Below are 25,550 nucleotides of genomic sequence, written 5' to 3' on the forward strand. Positions count from 1 at the left end.
CATGGATCCGCTCGCCCTGGCCCTCATCGAACTGGGGGCCGTTGTGTTCTGCCTTGGCCTGTTGGCCAGGCTGGCCGGGCGGATCGGAATGTCACCCATCCCGCTCTACCTTCTGGGCGGACTGGCGTTCGGGGCCGGCGGAATCGTGAAGCTCGAGGGCATGCACGAGTTCGCACATCTCTCCGGCGAGATCGGCGTCATCCTGCTGCTGCTCATGCTCGGGCTGGAATATACGGCTGCTGAACTGTTCACCGGCCTGCGGCGCTCCTGGCATGCAGGTGTCCTGGACCTTGTCCTGAATTTCCTTCCTGGCGCCGCCCTGGCCTACTTCCTGGGCTGGGGCGGGGTAGGGGCGATGGTGCTGGGCGGCGTCACGTACATCTCCTCCTCCGGCATCGCGGCCAAGGTGATCACAGACCTGGGGCGGATCGGTAACCGCGAAACCCCGGTGGTGCTCTCCATCCTGGTGTTCGAGGATCTTGCCATGGCCGTGTACCTGCCGTTGCTCACCACCGTGCTGGCCGGGGTCAGCTTCCTGGGCGGACTGACCAGCGTGGGCATCGCCCTGGCGGTGGTCAGCGTGGTGCTGATGGTGGCGCTGCGGCACGGGCACCACGTGTCCAAGGCGGTGCACAGCGAAAACTCGGAAGTGTTCCTGCTGAACGTCCTGGGTGCGGCGCTGCTGGTGGCCGGGCTGGCGTCCGCCATGCAGGTCTCTGCCGCGGTGGGCGCATTCATGCTCGGTATCGCCATTTCCGGCGCCACGGCGCACAACGCCACCCGCATCCTCGAACCGCTCCGCGACCTCTTCGCCGCAATCTTCTTCGTGGCGTTCGGCCTTAACACCGACCCTGCCACCATTCCGCCGGTGCTGGGCTGGGCGCTGGTACTGGCCGTCACCACGGCCGCCACCAAGATGCTGACCGGCGTCTGGGCCGCCAAGCGCGCGGGGATCGCCCGGCCCGGCCGTTTCCGTGCGGGCGCCACGCTCATTGCCCGCGGTGAATTCTCCATCGTCATCGCGGGCCTCGCGGTGGCCTCCGGCGCGATATCCGGCGAACTTGCGGCCCTTGCGACAGCCTATGTATTGCTGATGGCGGTTCTGGGACCACTCGCAGCGCGCTACGTTGAGCCGCTGCTCAAAGCCGCTACCCGGCGGCGGGCGGCAGCAGCGCCGGCCTAGGGGTTAGCCCCGGCTGCGCAGGCCGGTTGCCGAAGTGCCCGCTCAGATGCCCGTGCGGTGGAAGTTCAGGTGGCTGCGGCTCGCGGTGGGGCCGCGCTGGCCCTGGTACCGGTTCCCGTACTCGCCCTGGCCGTAGGGGAATTCGGCGGCTGAGGTCAGCCGGAAGAAGCAGAGCTGGCCGATCTTCATACCGGGCCACAGCTTGATGGGCAAGGTAGCCATGTTGGACAGTTCCAGGGTTACGTGGCCGGAGAACCCGGGGTCGATGAACCCGGCGGTGGAGTGCGTCAGCAGGCCGAGGCGGCCCAGCGACGACTTGCCCTCCAGGCGGGCGGCGATGTCGTCCGGGAGCGTCACGGTCTCATAGGTGGAGCCCAGGACGAACTCGCCCGGGTGCAGGATGAACGCTTCGTCCTCCTCCACCTCCACCAGGCGGGTCAGCTCGGGCTGCTCCTGCGCGGGGTCGATGTGCGCGTACTTGTGGTTATCGAAAAGGCGGAAGAACTTGTCGATCCGCACGTCCACGGAGGACGGCTGCACCATCGCGGCATCGTACGGTTCAAGCACAATCCGGCGGGAGTCAATTTCGGCACGAATGTCGCGGTCAGAGATCAGCACTGTCCCAAATTACCGTATGGGTTATCCACACCGCATCGCGCACCCGTTGTTGCAGTCAACAGGTGGGGCTAATGTTGCGTGTGAACATTCAGGCGCCGGATGGTCTCCCGGATGGCCCGACTGAGCTGGGGATCTTGTGAAAAAATGGCTGGCAAACGCCGTGATCGGTACCTTATGTACCGTCGCGCTGGTTTCGTCCCCTGCGGGCACGCCGCCCGGATCCCCCCAGCCCGGACCATCGGCGGGGTCAGCACTGTCGGCCGCCGCGCAGCCGGAGAGTGCCCTGCCGGACGATAGTCCTCCCGTACCGGCGGAGAAGGACGCGGAGCCCCAGCAGGCCAGGGATTCTCTCCGGGAACGGCCGCGGCTTGCCGGCTCCCATGGAGCGGACGACGCCGGCAGCGCGGCTTCCACGCCTCCGTCCACCGGATCTTCGGACGGGTTTGCCGAGGCACCCGCCGCCGGAAAGGAAGAGGCACCTGCCGCGGGCACCACCCATGGTCCGGATCCGGCACCTGCCAGCCCCGTGCCGCCGGCCGCCCCTGCGCCTTCACCGTCCGCCCCTGCGGACCCACCCGCAACCGGAACACCGCCTGCGGAAACAAAGCCCTCCCCAAACTGGATCCCGGCGATGTCGGCCACCGACCGTCAACTGGCCGACTCGATGGTCGGAGCGGCAGCGGCGCCGCCCGAACCGGAAGAACCACTGCCGTCCACCCAGGCGCTGGTCAAGGACAGCAACGCGGCCGACATCCTCAAACTCTTCAACCTCATCAATGAGTACCGCGTGTCCAAGAGCCTGGCGCCGCTGAAGTACCACGCCACCGTGGCCGGCATGGCGCAGGAGTGGTCAGACAGTATCGCCAGCCGCGAAGTCATCGAACACCGGGCAAATTTCTGGCTCGACCCGCGCGCGCTAAGCCCGGACAAGGGCGCCGGGGAAGTCATCTCCATCAACACGATCCGTGACCCCGCCCTCCTGGTGAACTGGTGGAAGGGCTCCCCGGGCCACAACGCCCTGCTGCTGGACCCGCGGTTTAACGTTATGGGCGCGGGCATCACGTACACGGACAGCACCTACAAGATCTGGGGTGTGGTCAACTTCTTCGGCTACAGCACCCTCCCGGCCGGAACCACCACGGCTCCCGGCGGCTCCACCACAGACCCCGGCGGCGCCTTCCCCGCTCCCCCGCCCAGCCTGTGCGACCCCACTGCCAAGCACATGCCGCCCACGCTGGACCTTTCCGCCGCCTCGATCAACAGCGCAGCGGACATCGTCACCGTAAATGCTTCCGGGCAACTGCTGAACCGTCCTTCCACGGGCGCAGGGACGTACGGCGCGGCCAAGGCCATCGGATCAGGGTTCGGCGGTGCCAAGGAAGTCTTCACTACTGACTGGGACCGCGACGGCGCCTACGACCTCCTGACCCAGTGGAACAGCACCGGCAACCTGACCCTGCACCGCGGACTTGCCGGCGGCGGGTTCCAGTCTCCGCTCACCCTGGGCAACGGCGGATGGGACAGCCTCAAGCTGACAGTCGGCGGTTGGTGTGCCAACAATCGGATGCCCCAGATCCTGGCCCTGGATACCGCAGGGAACCTCTACCTCTATCCCAACCGGGGCGTTGCGGACCTGGCAACCCGGGTTCTGGTGACGTCCGGCGTGACCGCGGCCCGCATCACGATGGTCGACTACAACGCCGACGGCTTCCAAGATGTCCTGGCCCTGCGGACTGACGGCGCGGTGGTCCTGTACCGCGGCATCGGCACCACCGTCCTGCCCGCGGAAGTCCGCGCCACCGTGGCCACCGGCTGGCAGGACGTTACCAGCGTGCGGCCGCTCCGGGATGTGACCGCCCTGAACTCAACGGGGCTGGCGCTGCGACGGGGAACTGATGTCCTGCAGTACTGGGACCTTACCAGCGGCAAGCTCGCGTCGCCGTCGTCCATTGCCGGGTCCTGGTCAGGCCAGAGGCTCGCGCAGTAGGGCTGCCGCGCCGGTCAGCTGGCGAGCTGGAGCTCCATGACACCCTTGAGCCGCTCAAGCTGGGCGACGTCCGCTTCAAGGCTGCGCTGCACCATCCGGTTGAGGAACCCGAAGGGCCCCTCGGGCCTGGCTTCGAGCGCGAACCGAACGCGCGTGCCGGCCGGCTCCGTGCTCAGATAGTAACCGCCGGACCTGCGGCCAGGTCCGGAAACCACGCGGAACTGGACCTCGGCGCCGGGGCGGGCTTCAACGAGTTCCAGGTCAGCCGGAATGCTGAGGCCGGACCGGCCGGCCACCATCTGCCGGTAGACGGCACCCTTGGTCCCGGCGGACCCGTGCAGCAGCTTGACGCTCCGCACGCCGTCACGCCATGAGGGCAGGTTGGTGGCGTCAACGAGGTAGAGGTAGACAGACAGCGCGTCGCGCCTGATAAGGACCTCGTGCTCCGCGAATGCCATCAGATTCTTCCCGTGTCGCCGTCCGTTTGCCGTGCGGCCACATTCGCAGCGGCCGCCCGGATCAGGTTAGCCAGCGCCGCGCGGCGGGTCCTAACCAGGGCGGCGGACGTTATTGAAGAGTTACTGGATGACGCAGGAAGCAACAGGACACGGCCTCCGGAGGCAGCGGTTGGCGGGTGCTGCGCTGATCTGCGCTAAGCTAAGTCCTGCCCCGCACGCGGGGCGTCGCGGCTGTAGCTCAATGGTAGAGCGCTAGCTTCCCAAGCTTGATACGCGGGTTCGATTCCCGTCAGCCGCTCCACACTTCCCCCGGTTGCCACAATTCCCCGGTTGCCGGCCGCCTCCCATTAGGTACGGCCATGTATCGTCAGTAGTCAGGAACCTATTCGGTTCCACTACAGGAGCAACCATGGCTGACAAGTCCCCCCGTCAAGCAGCATCCAAAAAATCCGGCAAGTCCATCAAGGAAAAGCGCGCAGATAAGCGCGCAGCCGCAGCACCGGCGAGTTCCCTGGACATCACCTCCGGCAAGGCCGCCAAAAAGAAGTGACCGGCCTACAGAGCCAACTAACCCTCGGCGTCCTGGCGTCCACACGTAAACCGGACGAACGCCGCCTTCCCATCCATCCGCTGCATTTTGAGCGCGTCTCCCCCGAAGTCCGGCGCCGTATCATCCTCGAGCAGGGCTACGGCGAGCGTTTCGGCGTCTCCGATGCCCACCTCTCCACCCTTGTGGGCAGGATGGCGGGCCGGGAAGCGCTGCTGGCGGAGGCCGACGTCGTGCTTCTGCCAAAACCCCAGCCTGAGGACCTGGCTGACCTGCGGGACGGCCAGGTCCTGTGGGGCTGGCCGCATTGCGTCCAGGACCGTGCCATCACCCAGCTTGCGGTAGACAAGAAGCTGACCCTGATCGCCTTTGAGGCCATGAACCACTGGGCCAGCGACGGCGGCTTCGGGCTGCACGTGTTCCACAAGAACAACGAACTGGCCGGCTATTGCTCGGTACTGCATGCCCTTGCCCTGGCCGGATCGACGGGCGATTACGGGCGGCGGCTAAGCGCCGTCGTCATCGGTTTTGGTGCCACCGCCCGCGGTGCCGTGACAGCGCTGAACGCCCACGGCATTCACGACGTACAGGTGCTGACCAACCGGGAAGTGGCCGCTGTGGGCGCCCCGATCCACTCGGTCAACATCGTCCAGTTTGACCACGACGCCGAAGCCCCCTTCCTGAGCCAGGTCATCACCGAGCGTGGCAGGGTTCCCCTGGCACCGTTCCTGGCTGAGAGCGACATTGTGGTCAACTGCACGCTGCAGGACCCGAACAATCCGCTGACGTACCTTCGGACAGCTGACCTGGACGCTTTCAGCCCGGGCAGCCTGATCGTTGATGTTTCCTGCGAGGAGGGCATGGGCTTTAGCTGGGCCCGCTGCACCACCTTCGCCGAGCCCATGTTCACGGTGGGGAACCACATTGGCTACTACGCCGTGGACCACAGCCCGTCCTACCTCTGGAATTCGTCCACGTGGGAGATCAGCCTGGCGCTGCTGCCGTTCCTGGAGACGGTCATCGGCGGCCCTGCGGCCTGGGAAGGCAACGACACCATCTCCCGGGCCATCGAAATCCACGACGGCGTCATCCGCAACAAGGACGTGCTCGAGTTCCAGGGGCGCGCCGCGGAGTACCCGCACCTTCCAGCCTAAAGGCAGCGTCAGGCGGGCATCGCGCGGCTGATGATCCGCACCGGGTGGCGGCGGTCCTTCACGTCCACCTTCAGGCGCAGCGAACCCTTCCTCGCAAGCACGGCGGCGACTGTCACCGCCGCGAGCGCGGGTACACCGCCGGAGACGGTCAGGGCAAGCTGCGGGCCTGCATGTTCAGCGATCCAGCCGATCATGGGCCCGCCGATAGCCTGTCCGCCCATCAGCACCATGATGTATAGGCTCATGACGCGGCCGCGGATTCCCATGTTCGAGCTGACCTGGACCAGCTGGTTGGCTGCTGTCAGGAACAAGAGGCACCAGAACCCGGAGAGGACCATCGCTGCACCGAACCAAGCCAGGGACGGTGCAAGCGCAGCCAGGCACAGCATGGTGCCGTACATTCCGGCGCAGAACACAACCGACCGCAGCCGCAGCTGGCGGCGCCGGGTCGACGCGACGGCGCCGGTCAGCGCACCAAGGGCCACCAGCGCGTTGAGGAGGCCGTATCCGCCGGCTCCGATGTTGAAAACATGGTCCGCGAAGGCGGCAAGCAGCACCGGCAGGCCCAATGCGAAGACGGCGACGAAACCTGCCATCAGCCAGGGCCAGAAGATGGTCGGCTTGCCCAGCGCATAGCGCAGTCCGGCACGGAGCATGCCCTTGCTTCCGGGCACGGGTGGACTGACGAACAACTGGTCGCGGCGCAGGACCAGCAGCGCCACCACCGTGGAACAGCAGGCCGCGGCGTTGGCCACGAAGGCCCAGCCGGCCCCTACGGCAGTCAGGAGCAGCCCGGCCAGGGCCGGGCCGATGAGCCCGCCCAGCTGGAAGGTGGTCGAGTTGACGCTGATGGCGTTGCGCAGATACGCCGGCCCCACCAGTTCATGGACGAACACCTGGCGGGCAGGCTGGTCCAGCACCGTGACCAGGCCAAGAACCAGAGCTATCCCGTAGACGTGCCACACCTCGATGGCACCGCTGAGGGCCAGCACCGCGAGGGCCGCTGCCAGGACGGCAGCCATCCCTTGGCAAAGAATCAGCACCTTCAGCTTCGCGAACCGGTCAGCCACCATCCCGCCCCACGGCCCCAGCAGCAGGGACGGCAGGAACTGCAGTGCAACAGTGATGCCCACCGCGGTCACGGAACCGGACAGCTGCAGCACCAGCCAGTCCTGTGCAATGCGCTGCATCCACAGGGCAATGACGGCCACGAAATGGCCGATGGCAAAGATGCGGAAGTTGGGGACCTTCAGCGAGATGAAGGTATGGCGCCAGGGAAGGTGCTGGGGTACGACGGCGACGGGCTGGGTTTGGTGGAGCGCGGGGTCGGTGACGGGCTGGCTGACGGTGGCCGGTGATGGCGCAGGGGATGCCACAGGAAGGTCCTCACAAACGGGCGGTCGGGATGTGCTTAACGCTAGGGTGGGTGCACGCGATTATGGAGGGGCATCGCCCCTATAACTCCCATTGCAGAACGTAATGAGTAAGTTTCCCGCACCGGAGGTCCCGCAGTGTTCGACCCAGCCCAGCTCCGTTCGTTCCTGGCCGTGGCGGAAACCCAAAGCTTCACCAAGGCGGCCGAACGCCTGGGACTTGCCCAGCCCACCATCAGCCAGCACGTCCGCAAGCTCGAAGCCGCCGCCAGGCGCGGGCTGATCGCCAGGGACACGCGTGAAGTTAGGCTGACGGACAACGGAGACGCGATGGCAGGATTCGCGCGCACCATCCTCTCGGCGCACGATGCTGCAGCGCGCTACTTCTCCGGCTCTGCCATGCGTGGCCGGCTGCGCTTTGGGACGGCCGACGACCTTGCCATCACCGGCCTCCCGCGCATCCTGCGCGAGTTCCGCCAGGTCTATCCGCAGATCAACCTGGAGCTCACGGTGGGCCAAAGCGACCAGCTATACCGCCGGCTCAACGCAGGCCAGCTCGATCTGGTCTTCGTCAAGTGGGTCGCGGGCGCCAAGGAGGGCACGCCGGTACAGCACGACTCGTTCGCGTGGGTGGGGCTGGAACAGACCAACCTTGAACCGGGGCATCCGGTGCCGCTGATCTCCTACCCGGCGCCGAGCCTGAGCCGGAAGCTGGCTATCGACGCGCTGGAGGCCCATGGCCGGACGTGGCGCATCACTTGCACCACCCGGCAGATCAGCGGCGTCCTGGCCGCGGTCCGGGCCGGCATCGGGGTGGCGGTGATGCCATCGTCGCTGGTTCCGGAGGACCTGAAGATCATCACCCGACGCTTTGACCTGCCCCCGGTAGGCGACGTCGATTTCACCCTGCTCCGCAACCCGCTGGCCAACACGGAGGTGGTGGATGCGCTGACCCAGGCCATCCTGGGCCGCGCCCTGAAGCAGCCTTAACTCCTGTGCGGGCTGCGTCCGCCATAGTCGTCGCCAATATGGCGGGCCGCGTCCAGCAGCAGCGGCACGATGCTCTTTTCGATCTCCCCCGGCCCGATCCGGTGTCGTTGCAGCGACACATTCAGGGCTGCCACCACCTGGCTCCCCCGCCACACCGGCACGGCAACTCCGCGAAGGCCCTCCTCAAGCTCACCCGAAACAATGGCCCACCCGGCCTGGCGGGCGGCATCCACCGCCGTCCGGAGCTCGTCGATAGTGCTCACAGTGTGGTCCGTGAAGGGCCGCAGCTGGACGGTCTCCAGATAGGCGTCCAGCTCATGGCCGGCGAGCCCCGCCAGCAGGACCCGGCCCATTGAGGTGGCCCACGCCGGGAAGCGCGTTCCGACATTGATGGAAACACTCAGGAGCCGGGGCGCCGCCACCCGCGCAACGTAGACGACGTCATCCCGGTCCAGGATGCACAGCGACGTGGTCTCGTCAAGCTCCGCCGCCAGCGTCTTCAGATGCGGTTCGGCGATCCGCGGCAGTGTCAGGTTGGCCATGAAGGAAGCACCGATGTCGAGGGTGCGGGGCGTCAGTTCAAAGAAATTTCCCTCAGCACGCAGGTAGCCAAGGTCGGTGAGGGTGAGCAGGAAGCGCCGGGCGGCGGCGCGGCTGAGGTCTGCCCGTCCGGCCACTTGGGTAACCGTCAGCCGTGGTTCCTTGGAGGTGAAGGCGAGCAGCACCGCGAACGTCTTCTCCACGGACTTCACAAAGTGGGGAGGCGCGGGCTCTTCCTCGACGGCGCTCACGGCTGCTACATTACCTGCCCTGCCGGAGCAGGCTGAGGAAGTGCTCCCGCATGCGGGGGGCCTGTGGTTCAAGGCCTGTGATGAGGCGGAAGGCGTCAACGGCCTGGCCTACCGCCATGTGCCCGCCGTCCAGCACCCGGCAGCCTTTGTCTGCGGCGGCCTTGAGCAATTCGGTCTGGATAGGACGGTAGATGATGTCCGCCACCCATTGGCGCGGCTTGATGACGGACGGATCCAGCGGCATGCCGGCGTGGCCCTGCATCCCGACGGGACTGGCGTTGACCAGTCCGTCCGCATCCGCCAGCGCCTCCGCGGCGTTGTCGAGCGGTACCTGGCGGATGTCGCGGCCCGGAAAGAGCCTGGACATCGCGGCGGCCCGCTCCGCGGCCCGCACCGGGTCAATGTCCGCCAGGATCAGGGACTTGGCGCCTGCCGCAAGCAGCGCGTAGGCGACGGCAGCACCGGCGCCCCCGGCACCCAACTGCACCACTTGGTCCAATTCCGCGTCTGGAAGACCTTCCTGAAGGGCCGTGCCGAAGCCTGAATAGTCGGTGTTGTGGCCGATAAACCGGCCGCCCCTGATCAGGACGGTGTTGACGGCACCCAGCCGCGCGGCGTCGTCCGATAATTCATCCAGGTACTGAAGCACCACCTGCTTGGCCGGCACCGTGATGTTGAACGCGTTGAATCCAAGGTCCCGGCCAGCCTGCAGCAGCTTCCCCACATCGGCGGCCGGGCGGTTCAGGACCGTCAGGTCTACGGGGCGATATAGGTACCTGAGGCCAAAGCAATCGGCTTCCCGCTCGTGCAGGGCGGGGGTCAGGGAGTGGGATGTCCCCTCCCCGATCAGCCCAACCAAATACGATTCCGAGACTGCACTCATGCGCACGCCCTCCTGTAAACCACCGCAATAAACGGCCCGTTGGTCACGATTGGGGCGCAGGCATTGCCCGGGGCCCCCGGTGTGAACTACATTACAGGTAGTGTTCGATTTATGCACATATGTTCGCCTAGCGCACAAGATCGACAACTAAAGCCAGTACGCCGCCCAAAGAAGGGCCGCGTTGCACCCCGTTACGGAAATCAAAGGAGCCACCGTAAATGAAAGCCTTCATCAAATCACTGGCCGTGGGGACCATGGGCCTCATGGTCCTCAGCGGCTGTGCATCCGGCAACAACAGCAATGCTGACGCTGAATTTCCGAGCCAGGACATCAGGCTGACCGTTCCCTGGGCCGCGGGCGGTTCGGGCGACCTCACCGCCCGCACCATCGCGCCGATCCTGGAAAAGGAGCTTGGCGTTGAGGTCATCGTCGAGAACAAGCCCGGCGCCAACGGCTCCGTGGCCTACAACTGGCTCAAGGACCAGAAGCCGGACGGCTACAACCTGTCGATGATGGGTGTGGAAGTGGCCACGCTCCAGTTCCAGGACTACGACATCGACCCGTCCAACTACGAGCCCATCGGCCAGGGCCTGGCCGGTCCCGGCGCCATCGCGGTTCCGGTGGACAGCCCCTACAAGTCGCTCAAGGACCTGGTGGCGGACGCCAAGGCCAACCCCGGAAAGGTGACCTACTCCAGCCCCGGCGTCGGCTCGGTCTGGGACTCGCCGGCGCAGGGCCTCCAGGAACTGGCCGGCATCGAACTGACCTCCGTCCCGTTCGACGGCTCCGCACCGGCAGTCGCGGCCGCGGCCGCAGGTGACGTCGACTTCTCCATCGACGCCATCGGCACCCAGAAGAACCAGGTGGACGCCGGCAAGCTGCGCTACCTGGCCATGCTCACGGATGAACGGGATCCCAAGAACCCGGATGTCCCCACCGCCAAGGAGGAGGGCATCGACCTCCAGAACGCCTCCTGGGTAGGCATCATGGCCCCGGCCGGAACGCCGGAGGACGTGGTGAAGAAGCTGTCCGAGGCCATGGGCAAGGCCGTCGAGGACCCGGAGTACCGGAAGGTCATCGAAAGCTCCAACCTGGTCCCCACCTTCAAGGACTCCGAAGAAATGAAGGCATTCCTTGACGAAGAGGCCGACCGCTACGGCCCGTGGATCAAGTTGGCGCAAGGAAAATAGCTCCTGAATCGGGGCCGGCCGCCCTCCGGCGGCCGGCCCCGGTACCAGTTAGGAAACTCCCATGAACGATTCCGCAGCGCTCCCCCCGGCGGCGATGGATCCGTCAAATCCTGAGCAGGACCACGCCGAAGCGCACATCCATCCAGCCCCCGAGTCGCTGGTCACGGACCGGGCGCACCGCATCCGCGAACTGGTTCCGGCCGCCGTCACCATTGGTTTCGGCGTGCTCATCCTGGTCCTTGCGCAGGCCATCCGCTCAGGTGTCCGCGTGGAACTGGGCCCCCCGTTTTGGCCCACCATGCTCGCCTGGGCGCTGGTCGCCGTCGGGCTCCTGCAGGTGGTTGTCAACGTATTGCGCGGCGTAAGCCGGGCCAACCTTCCCGAGCCTCTTACTGGCTGGGGCGTAGGGCGCATGCTGGCCACGGCCGCCATCCTGGTGGGCTACCTGCTGCTCTGGAATGTCCTCCAGTTCTGGCTCATCACCCTGGCAGCCACAGCCGGACTCACGTTCCTGTACGGCGGACGCGGCTGGAAACCGCTGATCGTGTTTCCCGCCATCGTGGCCGCGCTTCTCCATTTCCTCTTCGTTGTCGCATTGCGGGTGAACCTATGATCCAGATTGCCGCTTCTCCAGTCACAGACGGCATTCTTGCCGTCCTCCAGGTGGACACCCTCCTGTACATCGGCCTGGGCATCCTCGTGGGCATGCTTGTGGGTGCCTTCCCCGGCGTCACCGCCACGATGGCCGTGGCCCTCGCCAGCGGATTCACGCTGACGCTTGAACCCATCCAGGGCCTGGCCGTCCTCCTGACCATCTATGTGGCCGCGCAGTTCGGGGACCGGGTTCCGGCCATCCTGATCAATACCCCAGGCACACCGGCGTCCATCTCCACCACGTTCGACGGCTATCCGTTGGCGCTCAAGGGCAAGGCCGGCCTCGCGCTGACAACATCGGCATTCGGCTCCGCATTCGGCATGCTTTTTGGCATCCTGATCCTCGCCGTCGCCGCCGTCCCGCTCTCCGAGTTCGCCCGCCAGTTCGGCCCGCCGGAGATGTTTGCCCTGGTGGTGTTCGGCCTGACCATGATGGTGGGCGTGTCCTCCGGACGTATCCTCAAGGGACTGGCCGCAGGAGCCTTCGGACTGCTGCTGGCCACGGTTGGCCGCGACCCCATCACAGGCGACGCCCGCTTCACCCTGAACGTCCTGGAACTGAACGGCGGCATTCCGTTCATTCCCGTGATCATCGGATTCTTTGGCGTGGCGGAGGTCCTCAACCAGATCCTCACCCGGCGGCGGCACGAACACCACGTCAAGCCCATCTCCCAGCTGGGGCAGTGGATGCCAGGGCGAAAACTCATGCAGCGGCTGTTCAAGCCCATGGGAATTGGCGCAGTCACCGGCTCCATAGTCGGGCTGGTACCGGCCGTGGGCGGCGACATCGCCGGCATCATCGCCTGGGACAACGCCCGCAAGGTCTCCAAGCACCCCGAGGAATTCGGCAAGGGCTCGCTCGAAGGCCTGACGGCCGGTGACACCTCCAGCACCGCCACCCTTGGTGGAAGCGTCACCACCACCATGGCACTGGGCGTGCCTGGCGATTCCGTCATGGCCGTGATGATCGGTTCCATGATGATCTGGGGCATCCAGCCCGGCCCCACCCTGTTCAGCAGCAGGCCGGACCTGGTGTCCTCGCTGGTGGCCATCATGCTGATCGCCACCATCCTGACGCTGGGACTGAGCCTGCTGCGGATGAGGGGCATGGTCAAGCTGCTGGAACTTCCCAGCCACTACCTCTGGGTGATCATCCTGATTTTCTGCATGGTGGGTACCTACTCCATCAACAACAGCGTCTTCGACGTCTTCATGATGATGATCTTCGCCGCCGTGGGCCTGTTCATGCTGCGCTTCGGCTTCCCGCCGGGACCGGCAGTATTGGGCCTGATCCTGGGCCCCCTGGCCGAGGCCAACCTCCGCCGGGCACTGATCACGGACGGCTGGGCCTCGGTGTTCACCAGCCCAATCGCCCTGGTGCTCCTGGCCATTTCCGTGGCGGCCCTGGTGGTCCCGCCGCTGCGTGTCCAGGCCAAGCGCCGCAAGGCAGCCTCCGCGGGAGCCGGCCAGCTTACGGCGCACTGACCTGACACCCCTCGCAGCGCGGGGTCATATCCGGCCCAGTACCCCTGGGATTGGGCCGAATATGGCCCCGCGCTGCAAAATTTCCATTGATGCAGGAAGCTTGCGTCATCTATGCTGATTTTCCCAAGGTCAAGCAACGGCCGGCACAACAACACGGGCGCGCCCAGCAGGCCAGGTTTCGACGCCCGGGACAGGCAGCCAATGACGACAGCCAGCAACATTCATTCGACGACGCCCCACGCACGTCCGCACCGCACCGCACGGCCAGCCACACGCCAGTCCATGCTCGGCACCGGCAGAGCAACCGTGGACTCCGGATACATCGGCCGGCCCACCTGCGACAAATGCCGAACGGACGAGTTCATCTACCTCGAGTCCTACATCCCGCCCACTTACCGCCGCGACGGCGCCGTTGCCGCACTCGGCGAAGTGGCCTACACGTGCACCGGCTGCGAGGATTTCTCGGCCCACAGCGTGCCGCTCACCTGGACGCCGCCCGGCTGGTATCTGGGCTGACCGCATTGGCACAGCAGGCCGGGCACCCACATTCCGTGGGTGCCCGGCCTGCTGCTTGTTCAGCCCATTGCCGAAGAACCTAGATCAGCGCGTCCGACAGGTGGTTCGGGGTGCCGAACCGGTGGGCGGTGATGCTGACGGCCTGTTCGTGCAGGAACGGCAGCAGCTCCACGCGCCCGGCCTCGGTGACCGGGTGCGTGTAAACGGCCAGGTCGGGACGTCCGCCCGTGGCCTCCGCGAGCGCCGCCGCGTCGCCGCCAATGAGGCGGATGCGCGCTCCTGAGAGCTTGCCCGCCTGGGCGAGCCGGCCCGCGGATGCCAGCCATTCGGCGTCGGACTCCACGGTGACGCTGACGTCCAGGCCAGTGAGTACGGCGTGGACCTGGGCGGGAAGTTCGACGGCGGCGGACACCGTCAGCGCGGAGCCCGCCAGGACGCCGGCTGCTGCAGTCCGGACCAGGTGCGCCAGCGGCTCACCCTCGGAGAGGCGGATGGTGACCGGCAGGCTGCGGTAGCGGAAGATGTTGCGTTCCGCGCTCAGGCCGGACACGTCCTTGGCCGTGCCGAACTCGTCTGCCCAGGCGGCGGCGTCGGACGCCAGCGCACGGTTCACGGAGTCAAGTTCGGCCGGCTGCAGTGCGGCACCGGCGGCGTTGAGAAGGCGCCTGACGCCGGCGTGGGTTACCGCGGCCGTGGCTGTGCTCTCCGCCGAAACCCAGTCGCCCAGGCCGGCCAGGTAGTTGGGACCGCCGGCCTTGGTGCCCGCACCGACAGCGGACTTCTTCCAGCCGCCGAACGGCTGGCGCTGCACAATGGCACCGGTGATGCCGCGGTTCGCATAGAGGTTGCCGGCCTGGATGGAGTCCAGCCAGATACCCAGCTCCTCCGAGTTCAGGGAGTGCAGGCCGGCGGTGAGGCCGTACTCGATCTGGTTCTGGATGGCGATTGCCTCTTCCAGGGTCTCTGCGGTCATCACGCCCAGGACCGGCCCAAAGAACTCGGTCAGGTGGAAGTAGGAACCGCGCTTGACGCCGTAGCGCACCCCGGGGCTCCACAGCTTTCCGGTGCTGTCCAGCTGCTTGGGTTCAACCGCCCAGGTTTCGCCCTCGCCCAGGGTGGTGAGCGCGTTCAGGAGCTTGCCGCTCGCCGGCTCGATGATGGGGCCCATCTGGCTGGTGGGGTCCTGCGGGTAGCCCACTTTGAGCGAAGTGACGGCGTCGATGAGCTGGTTGTGGAACCGGTTGGACTTGGCCACGGAGCCCACCAGGATCACCAGCGAGGCGGCGGAGCACTTCTGGCCGGCGTGGCCGAACGCGGAGTAGGCCACGTCCTTGGCTGCCAGGTCCAGGTCTGCGCTGGGGGTGACGATGATGGCGTTCTTGCCGCTGGTTTCGGCCAGCAGCGGCAGGTCCTTGCGGAAGGAGCGGAACAGCTCTGCGGTCTCGTAGCCGCCGGTGAGGATGACTCGGTCTACGGCCGGGTGGGAGATGAGCTGCTTGCCGAGCTCGCGTTCCCCCAGTTGAACCATGGTCAGCACGTCCTTCGGGACGCCCGCTTCCCAGAGGGCTTCGACCATCACGGCTCCGCTTCGCGCGGCCTGCTTTGCCGGCTTGATGACGACGGCGGAGCCGGCGGCGAGTGCCGCGAGGGTGGACCCTGCCGGGATGGCCACCGGGAAATTCCATGGCGGAGTGACAACGGTGAGCTTGGCAGGGACGAACGTGGCGCCGTCGACCTCGTCCAGCTTCCGCGCGGACTCGGCGTAGTAGTGCGCGAAGTCCACGGCCTCGCTGACCTCGGGATCGCCCTGGTCGATGGTCTTGCCGGTTTCGCTGGCCATGACTTCGAGGAGGTCGGCGCGGCGGGCCTCCAGGATGTCGCCGGCACGGTGCAGGATCTCTGCCCGTTCGTTGCCGGAGAGTTCGCCCCAGGCCTTGCCCTTTTCGACGGCGGTCTTGATGGCCGTGTTGAGCGTGGCCTCGTCATTGATTACGGCGGCCTGCACTGAAGCGTTGCCCAGCGTGGAAGAGGGAACGCGCTCCAGGATGGCCCGGCCCCAGTCGCGGTTGGCCGGGAGCGCGGGGTCGGTATCCGGGGTGTTCCGGAAGCCGGTGTGCGGCATCGGAACCGGCGGGAGGTTCCGGTCCTGCCGGCGGTTGGCCGGCGGGACACTGTTATCCAGTGCTTCCAGGGAGGAGAGGAAACGCTGTTTCTCGCGCTCGAACAGGGCTTCGTTTTCACTGAGCTCGAAGACCGCTGACATGAAGTTTTCCTGGCTCGCGCCCTCTTCCAGACGGCGGATCAGGTAGGCGATGGCCACGTCGAACTCGGACGGGTGCACCACGGGGGTGTAGAGCAGCAGCGAGCCGACGTCCTTCTTGACGGCTTCGGCCTGGCCCTGCGCCATGCCCAGCAGCATCTCGAATTCGATACTCTGCTGTGCGGTATCCGCGATGCCGCGCTGCTTGGCCAGGAGCCAGGCGAAGGCAATGTCGAACAGGTTGTGGCCGGCCACGCCGATCCGGATGTTCTTGATCCGTTCCGGGTGGAGGGCGTAGTTGATGACGCTCTTGTAGCTGGTGTCGGAGTCCTGCTTGGTGCCCCAGGTTGCCAGGGGCCAGTCATGCAGGGAGGCTTCCACCTGCTCCATGGGCAGGTTGGCGCCCTTGACCACGCGGACCTTGATGGCGGCCCCGCCGTTGGCGCGGCGTTCGGCTGCCCAGTCCTGCAGCCGGATCATGGCGGACAGGGCGTCGGGAAGGTAGGCCTGGAGCACGATCCCGGCTTCGAGATTCTTGAACTCGGGCTTGTCCAGGATCCGGGTGAAGACCGCGATGGTCATGTCCAGGTCCTTGTACTCCTCCATGTCCAGGTTGATGAACTTGGCCGTTCCGCCGGTGCTGCTCCCGGCGCGCGCAAAGGCGTTGGCGCGCTGGAACAGCGGGGTGAGCTTTTCGACGACGTGCTCCACGGCCTCGTCGAAGGCCCAGGCGGAGTGCGGGGCCACAGTGGAGGAGACCTTGATGGACACGTAGTCCACGTCCGGACGGGCCAGCAGCGTGTGCGTGCCTTCGAGCCGGCGGGATGCCTCGTGTTCGCCGAGGACCGCCTCGCCAAGGAGGTTGACGTTGAGCTTGATGCCGTCCTTCCTGATCTTGGCGATGGCCGGGCCTAGCTTTGCGTCGGTGGCATCGACGATCAGGTGGCCCACCATCTCGCGGAGGACCTTGCGGGCGATGGGGATGACAACCTGCGGCATCACCGGGGCCATGGTGCCGCCGAGCGCGACGGCGCTGCGCATGTACCAGGGCAGGAACGCCGGAACCTTGGGCGCAAGCTTCGCGAGGTTCCTGGCGGCGACGTTCAGGTCTTCCGGACGAACGACGCCGTCGACGAAGCCGACGGTGAATTCCAGGCCGTTCGGGTCCTTGAGGACGCCGGCGAGCTGCTGCGCCGAGGCGTCCACGGGCACTTTGGATGCCTCGGTCAGCCAGTGGCGGACCAGGGCGACAGCGTCAGCGGCCAGGGCTTTGGCCTGGGGCACATCGACGTCGACAGTCCGCGGCGCGGTGCCGCCGGCGACTGCAGGTTCGATTGCAACGTGGGTCATGGTTCTTCCCGTTCTTTCCTGTGGTTCTAGGAGGTCTTTCCATCAGTATGGGCCGGGATTCACATAAGATAAAGCGATCTTTTCTAAGCAATACTGATTAGAAAAACCAACGCTTCCGCGGCGACCCTCTCTCACCTAATGCAACAAAAGCAGGGACGCTCTCCCACCTGAAGCCGAAAAACCGGAAACGCTCTCTCACCGCCTGTCTGGGGTGAGAGAGCGTCCGGGTCTAACTGACGTTAAGTGAGAGAGCGTCCGGGTGTAACCGACGTTTGGTGAGAGAGCGTCCGGGTGTAACCGACGTTAGGTGAGAGAGCGTCCGGGGCGGGTTTACGGGAGGGGGCGGTGCATCTCCACGATCTCCTCGTGCCGCGGGCTGTTGGGGTTCATCAGCGAGTTGCGGCGGCCGTAGAAGAAGTAAATGGCCAGGCCGATGACCAGCCAGACGCCGAACCGCACCCAGGTCTCCCAGTGCAGCTGGAACATCAGGAAAGCGGAGGCCAGAACGCCGAAGGCGGGAACCAGCGGCATCAGCGGCAGGCGGAAGGTGCGCGGGGCGTCGGGGCGCTTGTAGCGGAAGATGATCACCGAGAGGCAGACGACGACGAACGCCGCCAGGATGCCGATGTTCGTCAGGTCCGCCACTTCCTTGATGGGGAAAACACCGGCCAGGAAGGCTGAGGCGACGCCTGCGATCCAGGTGACGCGCTGGGGCGTGCCGTGGTGGTCGGTTTTTGCGAACCAGCCCGGCAGCAGGCCGTCCCGGCTCATGGCGAACCAGACGCGGGTGACGCCCAGGAGGAAGGTGAGCATTACGGTGAGGATGGACAGCACCGCGAACACGGAGATGATCGTGGCAATGACGGGGAGTCCCACGGAAGTGAACGCGGATGCGAAGCCCGCCTTGGGGTCGATCTCGCTGTAGTTCTGCATTCCGGTCAGCACCAGAGTCGCGGCGACATACAGCAGCATGGCCACGATCAGGGACAGGATGATTGCCTTGGGCATGTGCTTCTTGCCGTCGGTGGCCTCTTCTGCCGCGGTGCTCATGGCGTCGTAACCGAACACGGCGAAGAAGACGGTCGCGGCGCCGGCCAGGACCGGGCCGAACCCGCTGGGCATGAACGGGTTGTAGTTGTTGGTGTCGATGTAGAAGACGCCGAGCCCGATGATGAAAAGGATCAGCAGGACCTTGACGGCAACAGCCACCAACTCAAACCGGCCAAAGGCCTTGGTGCCGCGGGAAAGGATCCAGGTGACCAGGAGGCAGACGAGGATGGCGGGGATGTTGACGATGCCGCCCTTGCCCTCATCCGCCGTCGAGGTCATCCAGACAGGCATATGGATGCCGATGCCCGAGAGGAAGGCGTCGAAGTAACCCGAAATGCCGATGGCCACCACGGCCACGATGGCGATGTACTCCAGCAGCAGGTCCCAGCCGATGAACCAGCCGATGATCTCGCCGAGCGCCACGTACCCGTAGGTGTAGGCCGAGCCGGCACGCGGAATCATGCCCGCGAACTCGGCGTAGGACAGCGCGGCGGCTGCGGAGGCGAGGCCTGCAATCAGGAAGGAGAACAGCACGGCCGGCCCTACGCCTGGGTTGCTCTCGCTGCCCGCCGCCACCAGGCCCGCCAGCGAAAAGATTCCAACGCCGATAATGCCGCCAACGCCGATCGCCGTCAGCTGCCAGAGCCCCAGGGATTTGAAGAGGCCGCTGTGTTTGTTCTCTTCCTCGATGTCGTCGATCGGCTTGCGCCGCATGACTGATTGGGACATGTCTCTGCTGCTCATCAGGAACTCCTGCTCGTGCGTACCTGCCGCGGCGCGGAATCGCTGTGGCAGGGGTAACTCGGTTCCAACAGTATGCAAGCGTCATTGCATTAGATAAAGTGACTCCTCCTAACCTATATTCGTTAGCTTCGATAAGGATTTCCAGATGCTTGACGTCCGCCGGCTCCGGCTGCTCCGCGAACTGAGCATCCGGGGAACGCTAGCCGAGGTGGCCGAGGCACTCCAGTACAGCCCGTCGTCGGTATCGCAGCAGCTCACCCTCCTGGAGAAGGAGGTGGGCGTTGAACTGCTCCGTAAGACAGGGCGGCGGGTCCAGCTGACGCCGCAGGCGGAGGTGCTGGTGGCCCACACCGCGCAGCTGCTGCAGACCATGGAACAGGCGGAGGCGGACCTCGCCGCGTCACTCACCACGGTCACGGGCACGGTGAAAATCGCGGTGTTCCAGTCTGCCGCGCTGGCGCTGATGCCGGAAACCCTGACGCGGATGACCAGGGAATATCCGGAAGTGCGGATCGAGATGATCCAACGCGAGCCGGAGACCGCCCTCCACGAAACATGGGCGCGCGACTTCGACCTGGTGATCGCCGAGCAGTACCCCGGCCATGCCGCGCCGCGCTATCCCGAACTGGACCGCGTCAAGCTCACGACGGACGCCATCCGGCTCGCCGTTCCCGCGTCCGACGGCGGCGCAGACATCCGCACGATTGAGGACACCGCGGAGCTCGCCTGGGTCATGGAACCGCGGGGTGCCGCGTCCCGCCACTGGGCGGAACAGGCGTGCCGCACCGCCGGATTCGAGCCGGACGTGCGGTTTGAGACGGCGGACCTGCAGGCGCAGATCCGCCTGATCGAGTCCGGAAACGCCGTGGCCCTGATGCCGGACCTGGTCTGGACCGGGCGCGGCACTACGGCCCGGCTCCTGGAGCTGCCGGGCAAACCGCACCGCACCATCTTCACCTCGGTGCGCCGCTCCAGCGCCAAGCGCCCGGCAATCCTGGCCGCCCGCGAGACCCTGGCTGCGGCGGCCGAGGCAGTGGCGGCGCACGACGTCGGGTGAGCGCCGCCGTCGTACGCTTCCGCTGCGTTCACACGGGCCCTGCCCCGGCGGCGGGATCGCTACTGCGTCACTGTTCCGTGCGTCACTGCGCCGGGCGGTCCGCCGGGGCTAAACTGATGCAGTTATGAATCGAACAATGTTCAAGTCCAAAATCCACCGGGCTACCGTCACGCACGCCGACCTCCACTACGTGGGTTCGGTCACCGTCGACCTGGACCTGCTTGAGGCTGCCGACATCCTGCCCGGGGAACTGGTATCCATTGTCGACGTGACGAACGGTGCACGCCTGGAGACGTACACGATTGCCGGCGAGCGCGGCTCCGGGGTGATCGGCATCAACGGTGCGGCAGCGCACCTGATGCACGAGAACGACATCGTCATCCTGATTACCTACGCCCAGATGACCACCGAAGAAGCCAACGCGTACCAGCCCAGGGTTGTCCACGTGGACCGGGACAACAAGATCGTCCAGTTGGGCAGCGACCCCGCCGAGGGCCTGACGCCCGGCATGCTCCGCCCGCCGTTCGCCCTCAACAACGCAGCCCTCTGACCGGAGAGTGAGCCCCGGGAACCCGCTCCGACGCGCCTTCAGGGGTGATCCTTGCTAGGCGTGCTGGCCGGCTTCTTCGTGGTCTGGTCCATTATCCTGGTGGGCTGGTTCGTGGGCCGGAACCGCGTCCTGGGCGAGAATGCCCGGCCCGTCCTCAGCGCACTCACGTTCTTCGTGGCCAGCCCTGCGCTCCTGTTTGAAACGCTCAGCAAGGCCCGGCTCGAGGACGTTTTCGCCGAACCCCTGCTGGTCACGGCCGTAGCTGCCATCGCCAGTGCTGCCATCTACTTCAGGGCAGTGAAGTTTTGGCTGAAACGCACGCTGCCTGAATCGCTGATGTCCTCGATGGCGGCGTCCCTGGCCAACTCCGCCAACCTTGGCATTCCCATCGCGGTATATGTCCTTGGGGACGCGAGCTACGTGGTGCCGCTGCTGATCTTCCAGTTGGCGTTCTTCACCCCGCTGTTCCTGATGCTGCTGGATTCGAGCACCAGCAGCCACCGCACCACTCCCCTGGGCTTCGTGGTGATGATCCTGCGCAATCCGATGATCGTGGGCTCGGCGCTGGGACTCATCGTGGCGGGGACCGGCTGGGAGGTGCCGGCCCTGGTGATGGAGCCGGTCCACCTGATCGGCGGCGCCGCGATTCCTGCCATGCTGATCGCCTTTGGCATGAGCCTGCATGGCACCCGCCCGCTCCAGGCCTCCGCGGCCCGGCGGACGGACACCCTCCTGGCCAGCCTGTTCAAGCTGGGCATCCAGCCGGCGCTGGCCTACCTGTTTGCCCGCTTTGCCCTGGGCATGGACGGCCATGCGCTCTTCGCCGTGGTGGTCACGTCCGCCCTGCCCACGGCGCAGAATGTCTTCGTGGCCGCGAGCCGGTACAACACCGGCCTGACCGTGGCAAAGGATACGGTGCTGATCACCACCATCGTGGCGGTCCCGGCGATGATCGGCGTGGCGCTGCTGCTGACGTGAGGCGGAGTTGCAGGAGGCCTACGCCCGCACCAGCCCGGCCACCTGCGCCAGCAGTTCCACCGACCGCAGCCGCTCGGCGGTACCGGGGCTTTGGTGCGCCACGATGAGTTCGTCCGCGTCAGCGTGCCGGCCGAAGCTGTCCAGGTACTCCAGCACCACGTCCGGGGTACCCACGGCAGAATAAGTCATCATCTGCGAGACGTGCTGGCCCTGCGGCGAATCGAGCACCATGTCGGCTTCGTCGTCGGTGAACTCGCGCCCGCCGCCAAAGAACAAGGAAACCCGGGCGCGCTTGGTGGCGCGGAGCATGTCCTGCGCTTCGGACGCCGAGTCGGCGGCGATGACGTTGACGCCGGCGATCACGTGCGGAGCATCCAGCTGGGCAGACGGCTTGAACTCGCGCCGGTACAGCGCCACCGCGTCCTGCAGTGCTGCGGGGGCAAAGTGCGAGGCGAACGCGTAGGGCAGCCCCAACTGCGCGGCCAGACGTGCGCCGAAGAGTGACGAGCCCAGGATGTACAGCGGTACGTTCGTTCCCTTGCCGGGGGTGGCTTCCACGCCTTGGATGCGGGTGGGTCCGGTGAGGTAGCCCTGCAGTTCCAGGACGTCCTGCGGGAAGCTGTCGGCTGCCATCGGGTCGCGCCTCAGTGCACGCATGGTGTTCTGGTCGCTGCCGGGCGCGCGGCCGAGGCCCAGATCGATCCGGCCCGGATGCAGGGTTTCCAGCGTGCCGAACTGCTCGGCAATGGTCAGCGGCGAGTGGTTGGGCAACATGATGCCGCCGGCGCCCAGCCGGATGCTCTCGGTGTGGGCAGCCACGTGGGCAATCAACACGCTTGTAGCCGACGAAGCGATCGACGACATGTTGTGGTGCTCGGCGTACCAGACCCGCCGGTACCCCAACTCCTCGGCCCTCTGCGCCATCGACACGCTGCCTGCCAGGCTGTCCGCCGCCGTCTGCCCCTTCCCGATTGTCGCCAGGTCAAGGATGGAGAGGGGAGGAGTCACGTCAGGTGCCGGCCTTTCAAGCGTCTGCAATGGTCGCCTGCCGCGTCGCGGCACGCACGGAAGGCATAACGACGGCGGTGCCCGGCTTATTTCTGCCCGTCGCCGGGACTTTCGGAACCACAGGGGGGCACATGGAATATCGCCGGACCGGACTGTGTTGCCGCCCACATGAGCCTAAACGCATCCAAGGAACTCGAACTGTCCGCAACGATCGACCTGAAGGACCTGGGAACCGTCCACCGGCTCGGTTTCGGCGCCATGCGCATCACCGGCCCCGGCGTCTGGGGTGAGCCGGCGGACCGCAGCGCGTCCGTTGCCCTGGTACGCCGCGCCGTCGAACTTGGTGTGGACTTTATCGACACCGCCGATTCCTACGGCCCGAACGTCAGCGAGGAGATTCTCGCAGAGGCCCTGCACCCGTACCGTGACGGCCTGAAGATCGCCACGAAGGTGGGCTTCACCCGGACCGGTCCCAGCAAGTGGATTCCGCTGGGCCGGCCGGAATATTTGCGCCAGCAGGCGGAACTGAGCCTGCGCAAGCTCAGGGTCGAAACCCTGGATCTGTTGCAGTTGCACCGGATCGACCCCTCCGTCAATGCCGACGAACAGTTCGCAGTCCTCCGCGAACTGCAGGACGAAGGCAAGGTCCGTGCCCTTGGCCTGTCGGAGGTCACGGTTGCGGAGATCGAGGCAGCCAGCCGGCATTTCACTGTGTCCACGGTTCAGAACCGGTATAACCTGACGGACCGCAGCTCCGAGGATGTCCTGCAGTACGCGGAGGCCAACGGCATCGGGTTCATCCCCTGGGCGCCCATCTCCGCGGGTGAGCTGGCGCAGCCCGGCGGGCTGCTGGACGCCGCTGCCACGCGCCTGGGCGCCACCGCTTCACAGGTGGCCCTGGCCTGGCTGCTGCGGCACTCGCCCGTCATCATGCCGATCCCGGGGACCGCCTCCATGGTGCATCTGGAGGAGAACATGGGCGCCGCGGGTGTAACGCTCGACGACGAAACTTACGCAGAGCTTTCGGCCGCCGGCCACTGAGCGGGTCACCGCCGGAGCGGCGACCCGGCAGTTAACTGAACATGCGGCAGGCGGTCCGGTCTATCCCCGGACCGCCTGTCTGTTGCCTTTCCCCTGCTTCGGGCGCCTATTTCAGCTTGAAGCTGGCGCTGATCAAGGAGCCGTCAGCTGCTTTCATCGTGAGCTGGTAGCAGGAACCGGCAAGGGTGGGCGTCTTCCAGTTGTACACAAACTGGCCGGCGGTGGTGTCGTAGCGCAACGCGGTATTGCCTGCGACCACCATCTCGATGGCGTCTTCCACTGCACCGTTGGCACATTGGATTTTCGCTGCGGAGAACGCCAGGGTACCAGGATCGGTGATCTCCCGATCTCCGGCAAAGACCTCGAACTTGGCCGGCACCGTGCTGCCGCCCTTGACCGTATTCAGGACGCCGCTCATGTCCACGGGCTGGTAGAAGCCCTTGAGCGTCCATGCCTTGACCTCGTAGTCCTGGGTGATGGTGGCAGTGTTGCCGGCCAGGTCCGTGGCGGTCGCGGTGAGGGTGTGCTTTCCGGTCGAAGTGGAGTACCCGGAAACGGTGCACGGCCCGGCCAGGCCGGAGAGGTGGTCCCGTGCAGTGCACCCCGGTTCTGCCGGCGTGGACCCGAAGTAGCTCACGCCCAGGTCCGAGGTGAACCCGAGCTCCGGCTCAGCCCCATCCTTCTTAAGGCTCACCGCCACCGGGTCCGCGGGGCCTGCGCTGCTGCTGGCTGCGCAACTGTATTCCGTGGCCACCTGGTCTTCGGAGATCGTCCGGTCGTCACAGCCTGCGAGGACAAGGGTGCTGGGCGAATCGTCTTCGGTCACCGTCCAGTCCAGCGTCACTGCGTTCTTGTACCAACCGTTGGCGCCGTCCGGCGTCGCAGGGCTAAGGGTGTAGCTGACCGCGGGAGCTGTGGCGTCGGTGATGACGTAGGTGACCGAACTAGCCACGGTGATGCCGCCGCCGTCCGTATAACTGCACGAGGCCTCCTGCGTCCCGACGCCGTACGCACCGTCCGGGCCTGACACGGCACCCAACGTGGCGGGGAAGGAGCTGGATTCGTCCTCGGTGTCGGCTACCTCGCACATCGCGGCAGGGACCGCGCCCTTTGCGTAGGATGCCCCGTTCGCCACCCCGGAGATGGACAGCTCCGGCGCCGTATTCGCGGGGGCGGGCGCAACGACGTCCACGCGGAAGGCCGCGGGGGCGGTGCTGAAGGAATACGGCGTGGTGTTGCTAATGATGCTCACAGTGACGTTCGCTGAACCCGCTCCCACAGCAGTTACGGACAGCGGCTGCGTAAAGCCACAGGAGGTGAACGTGGTGGTAGCCGGCGATACCGTGGCCACCGACGTGTTGGTGGATTCGATTTTCAGCGTCAGGGTGTTAGAACCGGTCAAATTACACCCCCTCTTCCCGTCGCCGTCGGTGGTCCACAGTGCCAGCGACGCAAAACCCTGCGCGCCGCCCAGGTTCAGTGCAAGGACTTCGGCGTCTGTGTCAACCGAACTGTCCAGCGTGTTGTGGATGTCGTCAGCGAAAGCGATACCGCTGCCGGCGAGTACCAGCCCGGCTGCGGCGAGCGCCGCCGCGGCCCTGAAGCCGCCACGGCCCTGCCGTCGAGCGCCACTGCCAATGCCCAGCAAATTGTCCATGTGTCTCTCCCTCAAGGCCTGCGGAC

Annotated in this window: 22 protein-coding genes and 1 tRNA gene; 14 read left to right on the top strand and 9 right to left on the bottom strand. The window is 66.0% G+C overall.

Annotation, left to right across the window (positions count from 1 at the left end):
* The first annotated feature begins 1 nt into the window (after position 1).
* Positions 2 to 1,183, top strand: coding sequence for a cation:proton antiporter (locus ACIQCM_RS07935; RefSeq protein ID WP_400605376.1), 1,182 nt, complete (start codon positions 2 to 4; stop codon positions 1,181 to 1,183).
* Positions 1,184 to 1,225: 42 nt separating this feature from the next.
* Here the strand turns inward: ACIQCM_RS07935 and dcd are convergent, their stop codons facing one another.
* Positions 1,226 to 1,801, bottom strand: coding sequence for a dCTP deaminase (gene dcd, locus ACIQCM_RS07940; RefSeq protein ID WP_400605378.1), 576 nt, complete (start codon positions 1,799 to 1,801; stop codon positions 1,226 to 1,228).
* 631 nt (positions 1,802 to 2,432) lie between these two features.
* On the opposite strand from dcd, the gene ACIQCM_RS07945 reads away from it, so the two are divergent.
* Positions 2,433 to 3,788 (top strand): CAP domain-containing protein, encoded by a 1,356-nt coding sequence (locus ACIQCM_RS07945; protein ID WP_400605380.1) that lies wholly within the window; start codon positions 2,433 to 2,435, stop codon positions 3,786 to 3,788.
* A gap of 14 nt (positions 3,789 to 3,802) precedes the next feature.
* Here ACIQCM_RS07945 and ACIQCM_RS07950 read toward each other — a convergent pair whose 3' ends face one another.
* Positions 3,803 to 4,246, bottom strand: a complete 444-nt coding sequence (locus tag ACIQCM_RS07950; protein ID WP_400605382.1) for an SRPBCC family protein — start codon at positions 4,244 to 4,246, stop codon at positions 3,803 to 3,805.
* A gap of 227 nt (positions 4,247 to 4,473) precedes the next feature.
* On the opposite strand from ACIQCM_RS07950, the gene ACIQCM_RS07955 reads away from it, so the two are divergent.
* The 3 genes from ACIQCM_RS07955 (at position 4,474) to ACIQCM_RS07965 (ending at position 5,947) form a co-directional block, all read left to right on the top strand.
* Positions 4,474 to 4,547: transfer RNA gene (locus ACIQCM_RS07955), tRNA-Gly, on the top strand.
* A gap of 108 nt (positions 4,548 to 4,655) precedes the next feature.
* Positions 4,656 to 4,796 (top strand): hypothetical protein, encoded by a 141-nt coding sequence (locus tag ACIQCM_RS07960; protein ID WP_400605384.1) that lies wholly within the window; start codon positions 4,656 to 4,658, stop codon positions 4,794 to 4,796.
* Positions 4,793 to 5,947, top strand: a complete 1,155-nt coding sequence (locus ACIQCM_RS07965) for a N(5)-(carboxyethyl)ornithine synthase (protein ID WP_400605385.1) — start codon at positions 4,793 to 4,795, stop codon at positions 5,945 to 5,947. Before ACIQCM_RS07960 ends, ACIQCM_RS07965 begins: the two co-directional genes overlap by 4 nt.
* 8 nt (positions 5,948 to 5,955) lie before the next feature.
* On the opposite strand, the gene ACIQCM_RS07970 is transcribed toward ACIQCM_RS07965, so the two are convergent.
* A complete protein-coding gene (locus ACIQCM_RS07970; RefSeq protein WP_400605387.1) occupies positions 5,956 to 7,323 on the bottom strand; it encodes an MFS transporter in 1,368 nt (455 codons plus the stop codon).
* 135 nt (positions 7,324 to 7,458) lie between these two features.
* Between ACIQCM_RS07970 and ACIQCM_RS07975 the strand changes: the two genes are divergently transcribed.
* Positions 7,459 to 8,310 (top strand): LysR substrate-binding domain-containing protein, encoded by an 852-nt coding sequence (locus ACIQCM_RS07975; RefSeq protein ID WP_400605389.1) that lies wholly within the window; start codon positions 7,459 to 7,461, stop codon positions 8,308 to 8,310.
* Here ACIQCM_RS07975 and ACIQCM_RS07980 read toward each other — a convergent pair.
* Together ACIQCM_RS07980 and ACIQCM_RS07985 are read right to left on the bottom strand one after the other, a co-directional pair.
* On the bottom strand, positions 8,307 to 9,101 hold the full coding sequence (locus ACIQCM_RS07980; RefSeq protein WP_400605391.1) for an IclR family transcriptional regulator C-terminal domain-containing protein: 795 nt from the start codon (positions 9,099 to 9,101) through the stop codon (positions 8,307 to 8,309). The genes ACIQCM_RS07975 and ACIQCM_RS07980 overlap by 4 nt on opposite strands.
* A gap of 10 nt (positions 9,102 to 9,111) precedes the next feature.
* Positions 9,112 to 9,984: a shikimate dehydrogenase gene (locus ACIQCM_RS07985; RefSeq protein ID WP_400605393.1), complete on the bottom strand. Its 873-nt coding sequence runs from the start codon at positions 9,982 to 9,984 to the stop codon at positions 9,112 to 9,114.
* A 218-nt stretch (positions 9,985 to 10,202) separates the two neighbouring features.
* Here ACIQCM_RS07985 and ACIQCM_RS07990 point away from each other — a divergent pair, with 218 nt between their 5' ends.
* The 4 genes from ACIQCM_RS07990 (at position 10,203) to ACIQCM_RS08005 (ending at position 13,829) form a co-directional block, all read left to right on the top strand.
* Entirely contained in the window at positions 10,203 to 11,174 is a 972-nt protein-coding gene (locus ACIQCM_RS07990; RefSeq protein WP_400605395.1) for a Bug family tripartite tricarboxylate transporter substrate binding protein, read from the top strand.
* A gap of 61 nt (positions 11,175 to 11,235) precedes the next feature.
* Complete coding sequence (locus ACIQCM_RS07995; protein WP_400605397.1) at positions 11,236 to 11,787, top strand: tripartite tricarboxylate transporter TctB family protein; 552 nt, start codon at positions 11,236 to 11,238, stop codon at positions 11,785 to 11,787.
* Complete coding sequence (locus ACIQCM_RS08000; protein ID WP_400605399.1) at positions 11,784 to 13,313, top strand: tripartite tricarboxylate transporter permease; 1,530 nt, start codon at positions 11,784 to 11,786, stop codon at positions 13,311 to 13,313. The genes ACIQCM_RS07995 and ACIQCM_RS08000 overlap by 4 nt, the downstream gene beginning before the upstream one ends.
* A gap of 201 nt (positions 13,314 to 13,514) precedes the next feature.
* Entirely contained in the window at positions 13,515 to 13,829 is a 315-nt protein-coding gene (locus tag ACIQCM_RS08005) for a hypothetical protein (RefSeq protein ID WP_400605401.1), read from the top strand.
* Positions 13,830 to 13,908: 79 nt separating this feature from the next.
* Here the strand turns inward: ACIQCM_RS08005 and ACIQCM_RS08010 are convergent, their stop codons facing one another.
* Together ACIQCM_RS08010 and ACIQCM_RS08015 are read right to left on the bottom strand one after the other, a co-directional pair.
* A complete protein-coding gene (locus ACIQCM_RS08010; RefSeq protein WP_400605403.1) occupies positions 13,909 to 17,439 on the bottom strand; it encodes a bifunctional proline dehydrogenase/L-glutamate gamma-semialdehyde dehydrogenase in 3,531 nt (1,176 codons plus the stop codon).
* A gap of 330 nt (positions 17,440 to 17,769) precedes the next feature.
* Positions 17,770 to 19,233 (bottom strand): amino acid permease, encoded by a 1,464-nt coding sequence (locus ACIQCM_RS08015; protein WP_400605405.1) that lies wholly within the window; start codon positions 19,231 to 19,233, stop codon positions 17,770 to 17,772.
* Positions 19,234 to 19,378: 145 nt separating this feature from the next.
* Here ACIQCM_RS08015 and ACIQCM_RS08020 point away from each other — a divergent pair, with 145 nt between their 5' ends.
* The 3 genes from ACIQCM_RS08020 to ACIQCM_RS08030 all read left to right on the top strand — a co-directional run bounded on the left by ACIQCM_RS08020 (position 19,379) and on the right by ACIQCM_RS08030 (position 21,818).
* The gene (locus ACIQCM_RS08020) at positions 19,379 to 20,290 is read left to right on the top strand and encodes a LysR substrate-binding domain-containing protein (RefSeq protein ID WP_400605407.1); all 912 of its coding nucleotides are present in this window, start codon (positions 19,379 to 19,381) and stop codon (positions 20,288 to 20,290) included.
* 124 nt (positions 20,291 to 20,414) lie between these two features.
* Complete coding sequence (gene panD, locus ACIQCM_RS08025) at positions 20,415 to 20,840, top strand: aspartate 1-decarboxylase (protein ID WP_400605409.1); 426 nt, start codon at positions 20,415 to 20,417, stop codon at positions 20,838 to 20,840.
* Between the two features lie 51 nt (positions 20,841 to 20,891).
* Positions 20,892 to 21,818, top strand: a complete 927-nt coding sequence (locus ACIQCM_RS08030; RefSeq protein ID WP_400605411.1) for an AEC family transporter — start codon at positions 20,892 to 20,894, stop codon at positions 21,816 to 21,818.
* A gap of 18 nt (positions 21,819 to 21,836) precedes the next feature.
* Here ACIQCM_RS08030 and ACIQCM_RS08035 read toward each other — a convergent pair whose 3' ends face one another.
* A complete protein-coding gene (locus tag ACIQCM_RS08035) occupies positions 21,837 to 22,826 on the bottom strand; it encodes an LLM class flavin-dependent oxidoreductase (protein ID WP_400605413.1) in 990 nt (329 codons plus the stop codon).
* Positions 22,827 to 22,994: 168 nt separating this feature from the next.
* Here ACIQCM_RS08035 and ACIQCM_RS08040 point away from each other — a divergent pair, with 168 nt between their 5' ends.
* Positions 22,995 to 23,867 carry an aldo/keto reductase gene (locus tag ACIQCM_RS08040; RefSeq protein WP_400605415.1) on the top strand — a complete coding sequence of 291 codons (873 nt, stop codon included), beginning with the start codon at positions 22,995 to 22,997 and terminating at the stop codon, positions 23,865 to 23,867.
* Positions 23,868 to 23,973: 106 nt separating this feature from the next.
* Here the strand turns inward: ACIQCM_RS08040 and ACIQCM_RS08045 are convergent, their stop codons facing one another.
* The gene (locus ACIQCM_RS08045) at positions 23,974 to 25,524 is read right to left on the bottom strand and encodes a PxKF domain-containing protein (protein WP_400605416.1); all 1,551 of its coding nucleotides are present in this window, start codon (positions 25,522 to 25,524) and stop codon (positions 23,974 to 23,976) included.
* Positions 25,525 to 25,550: the final 26 nt, after the last annotated feature.

It is taken from the genome of Pseudarthrobacter sp. NPDC092439, from assembly GCF_044754945.1.
Taxonomy (GTDB): Bacteria; Actinomycetota; Actinomycetes; order Actinomycetales; family Micrococcaceae; genus Arthrobacter.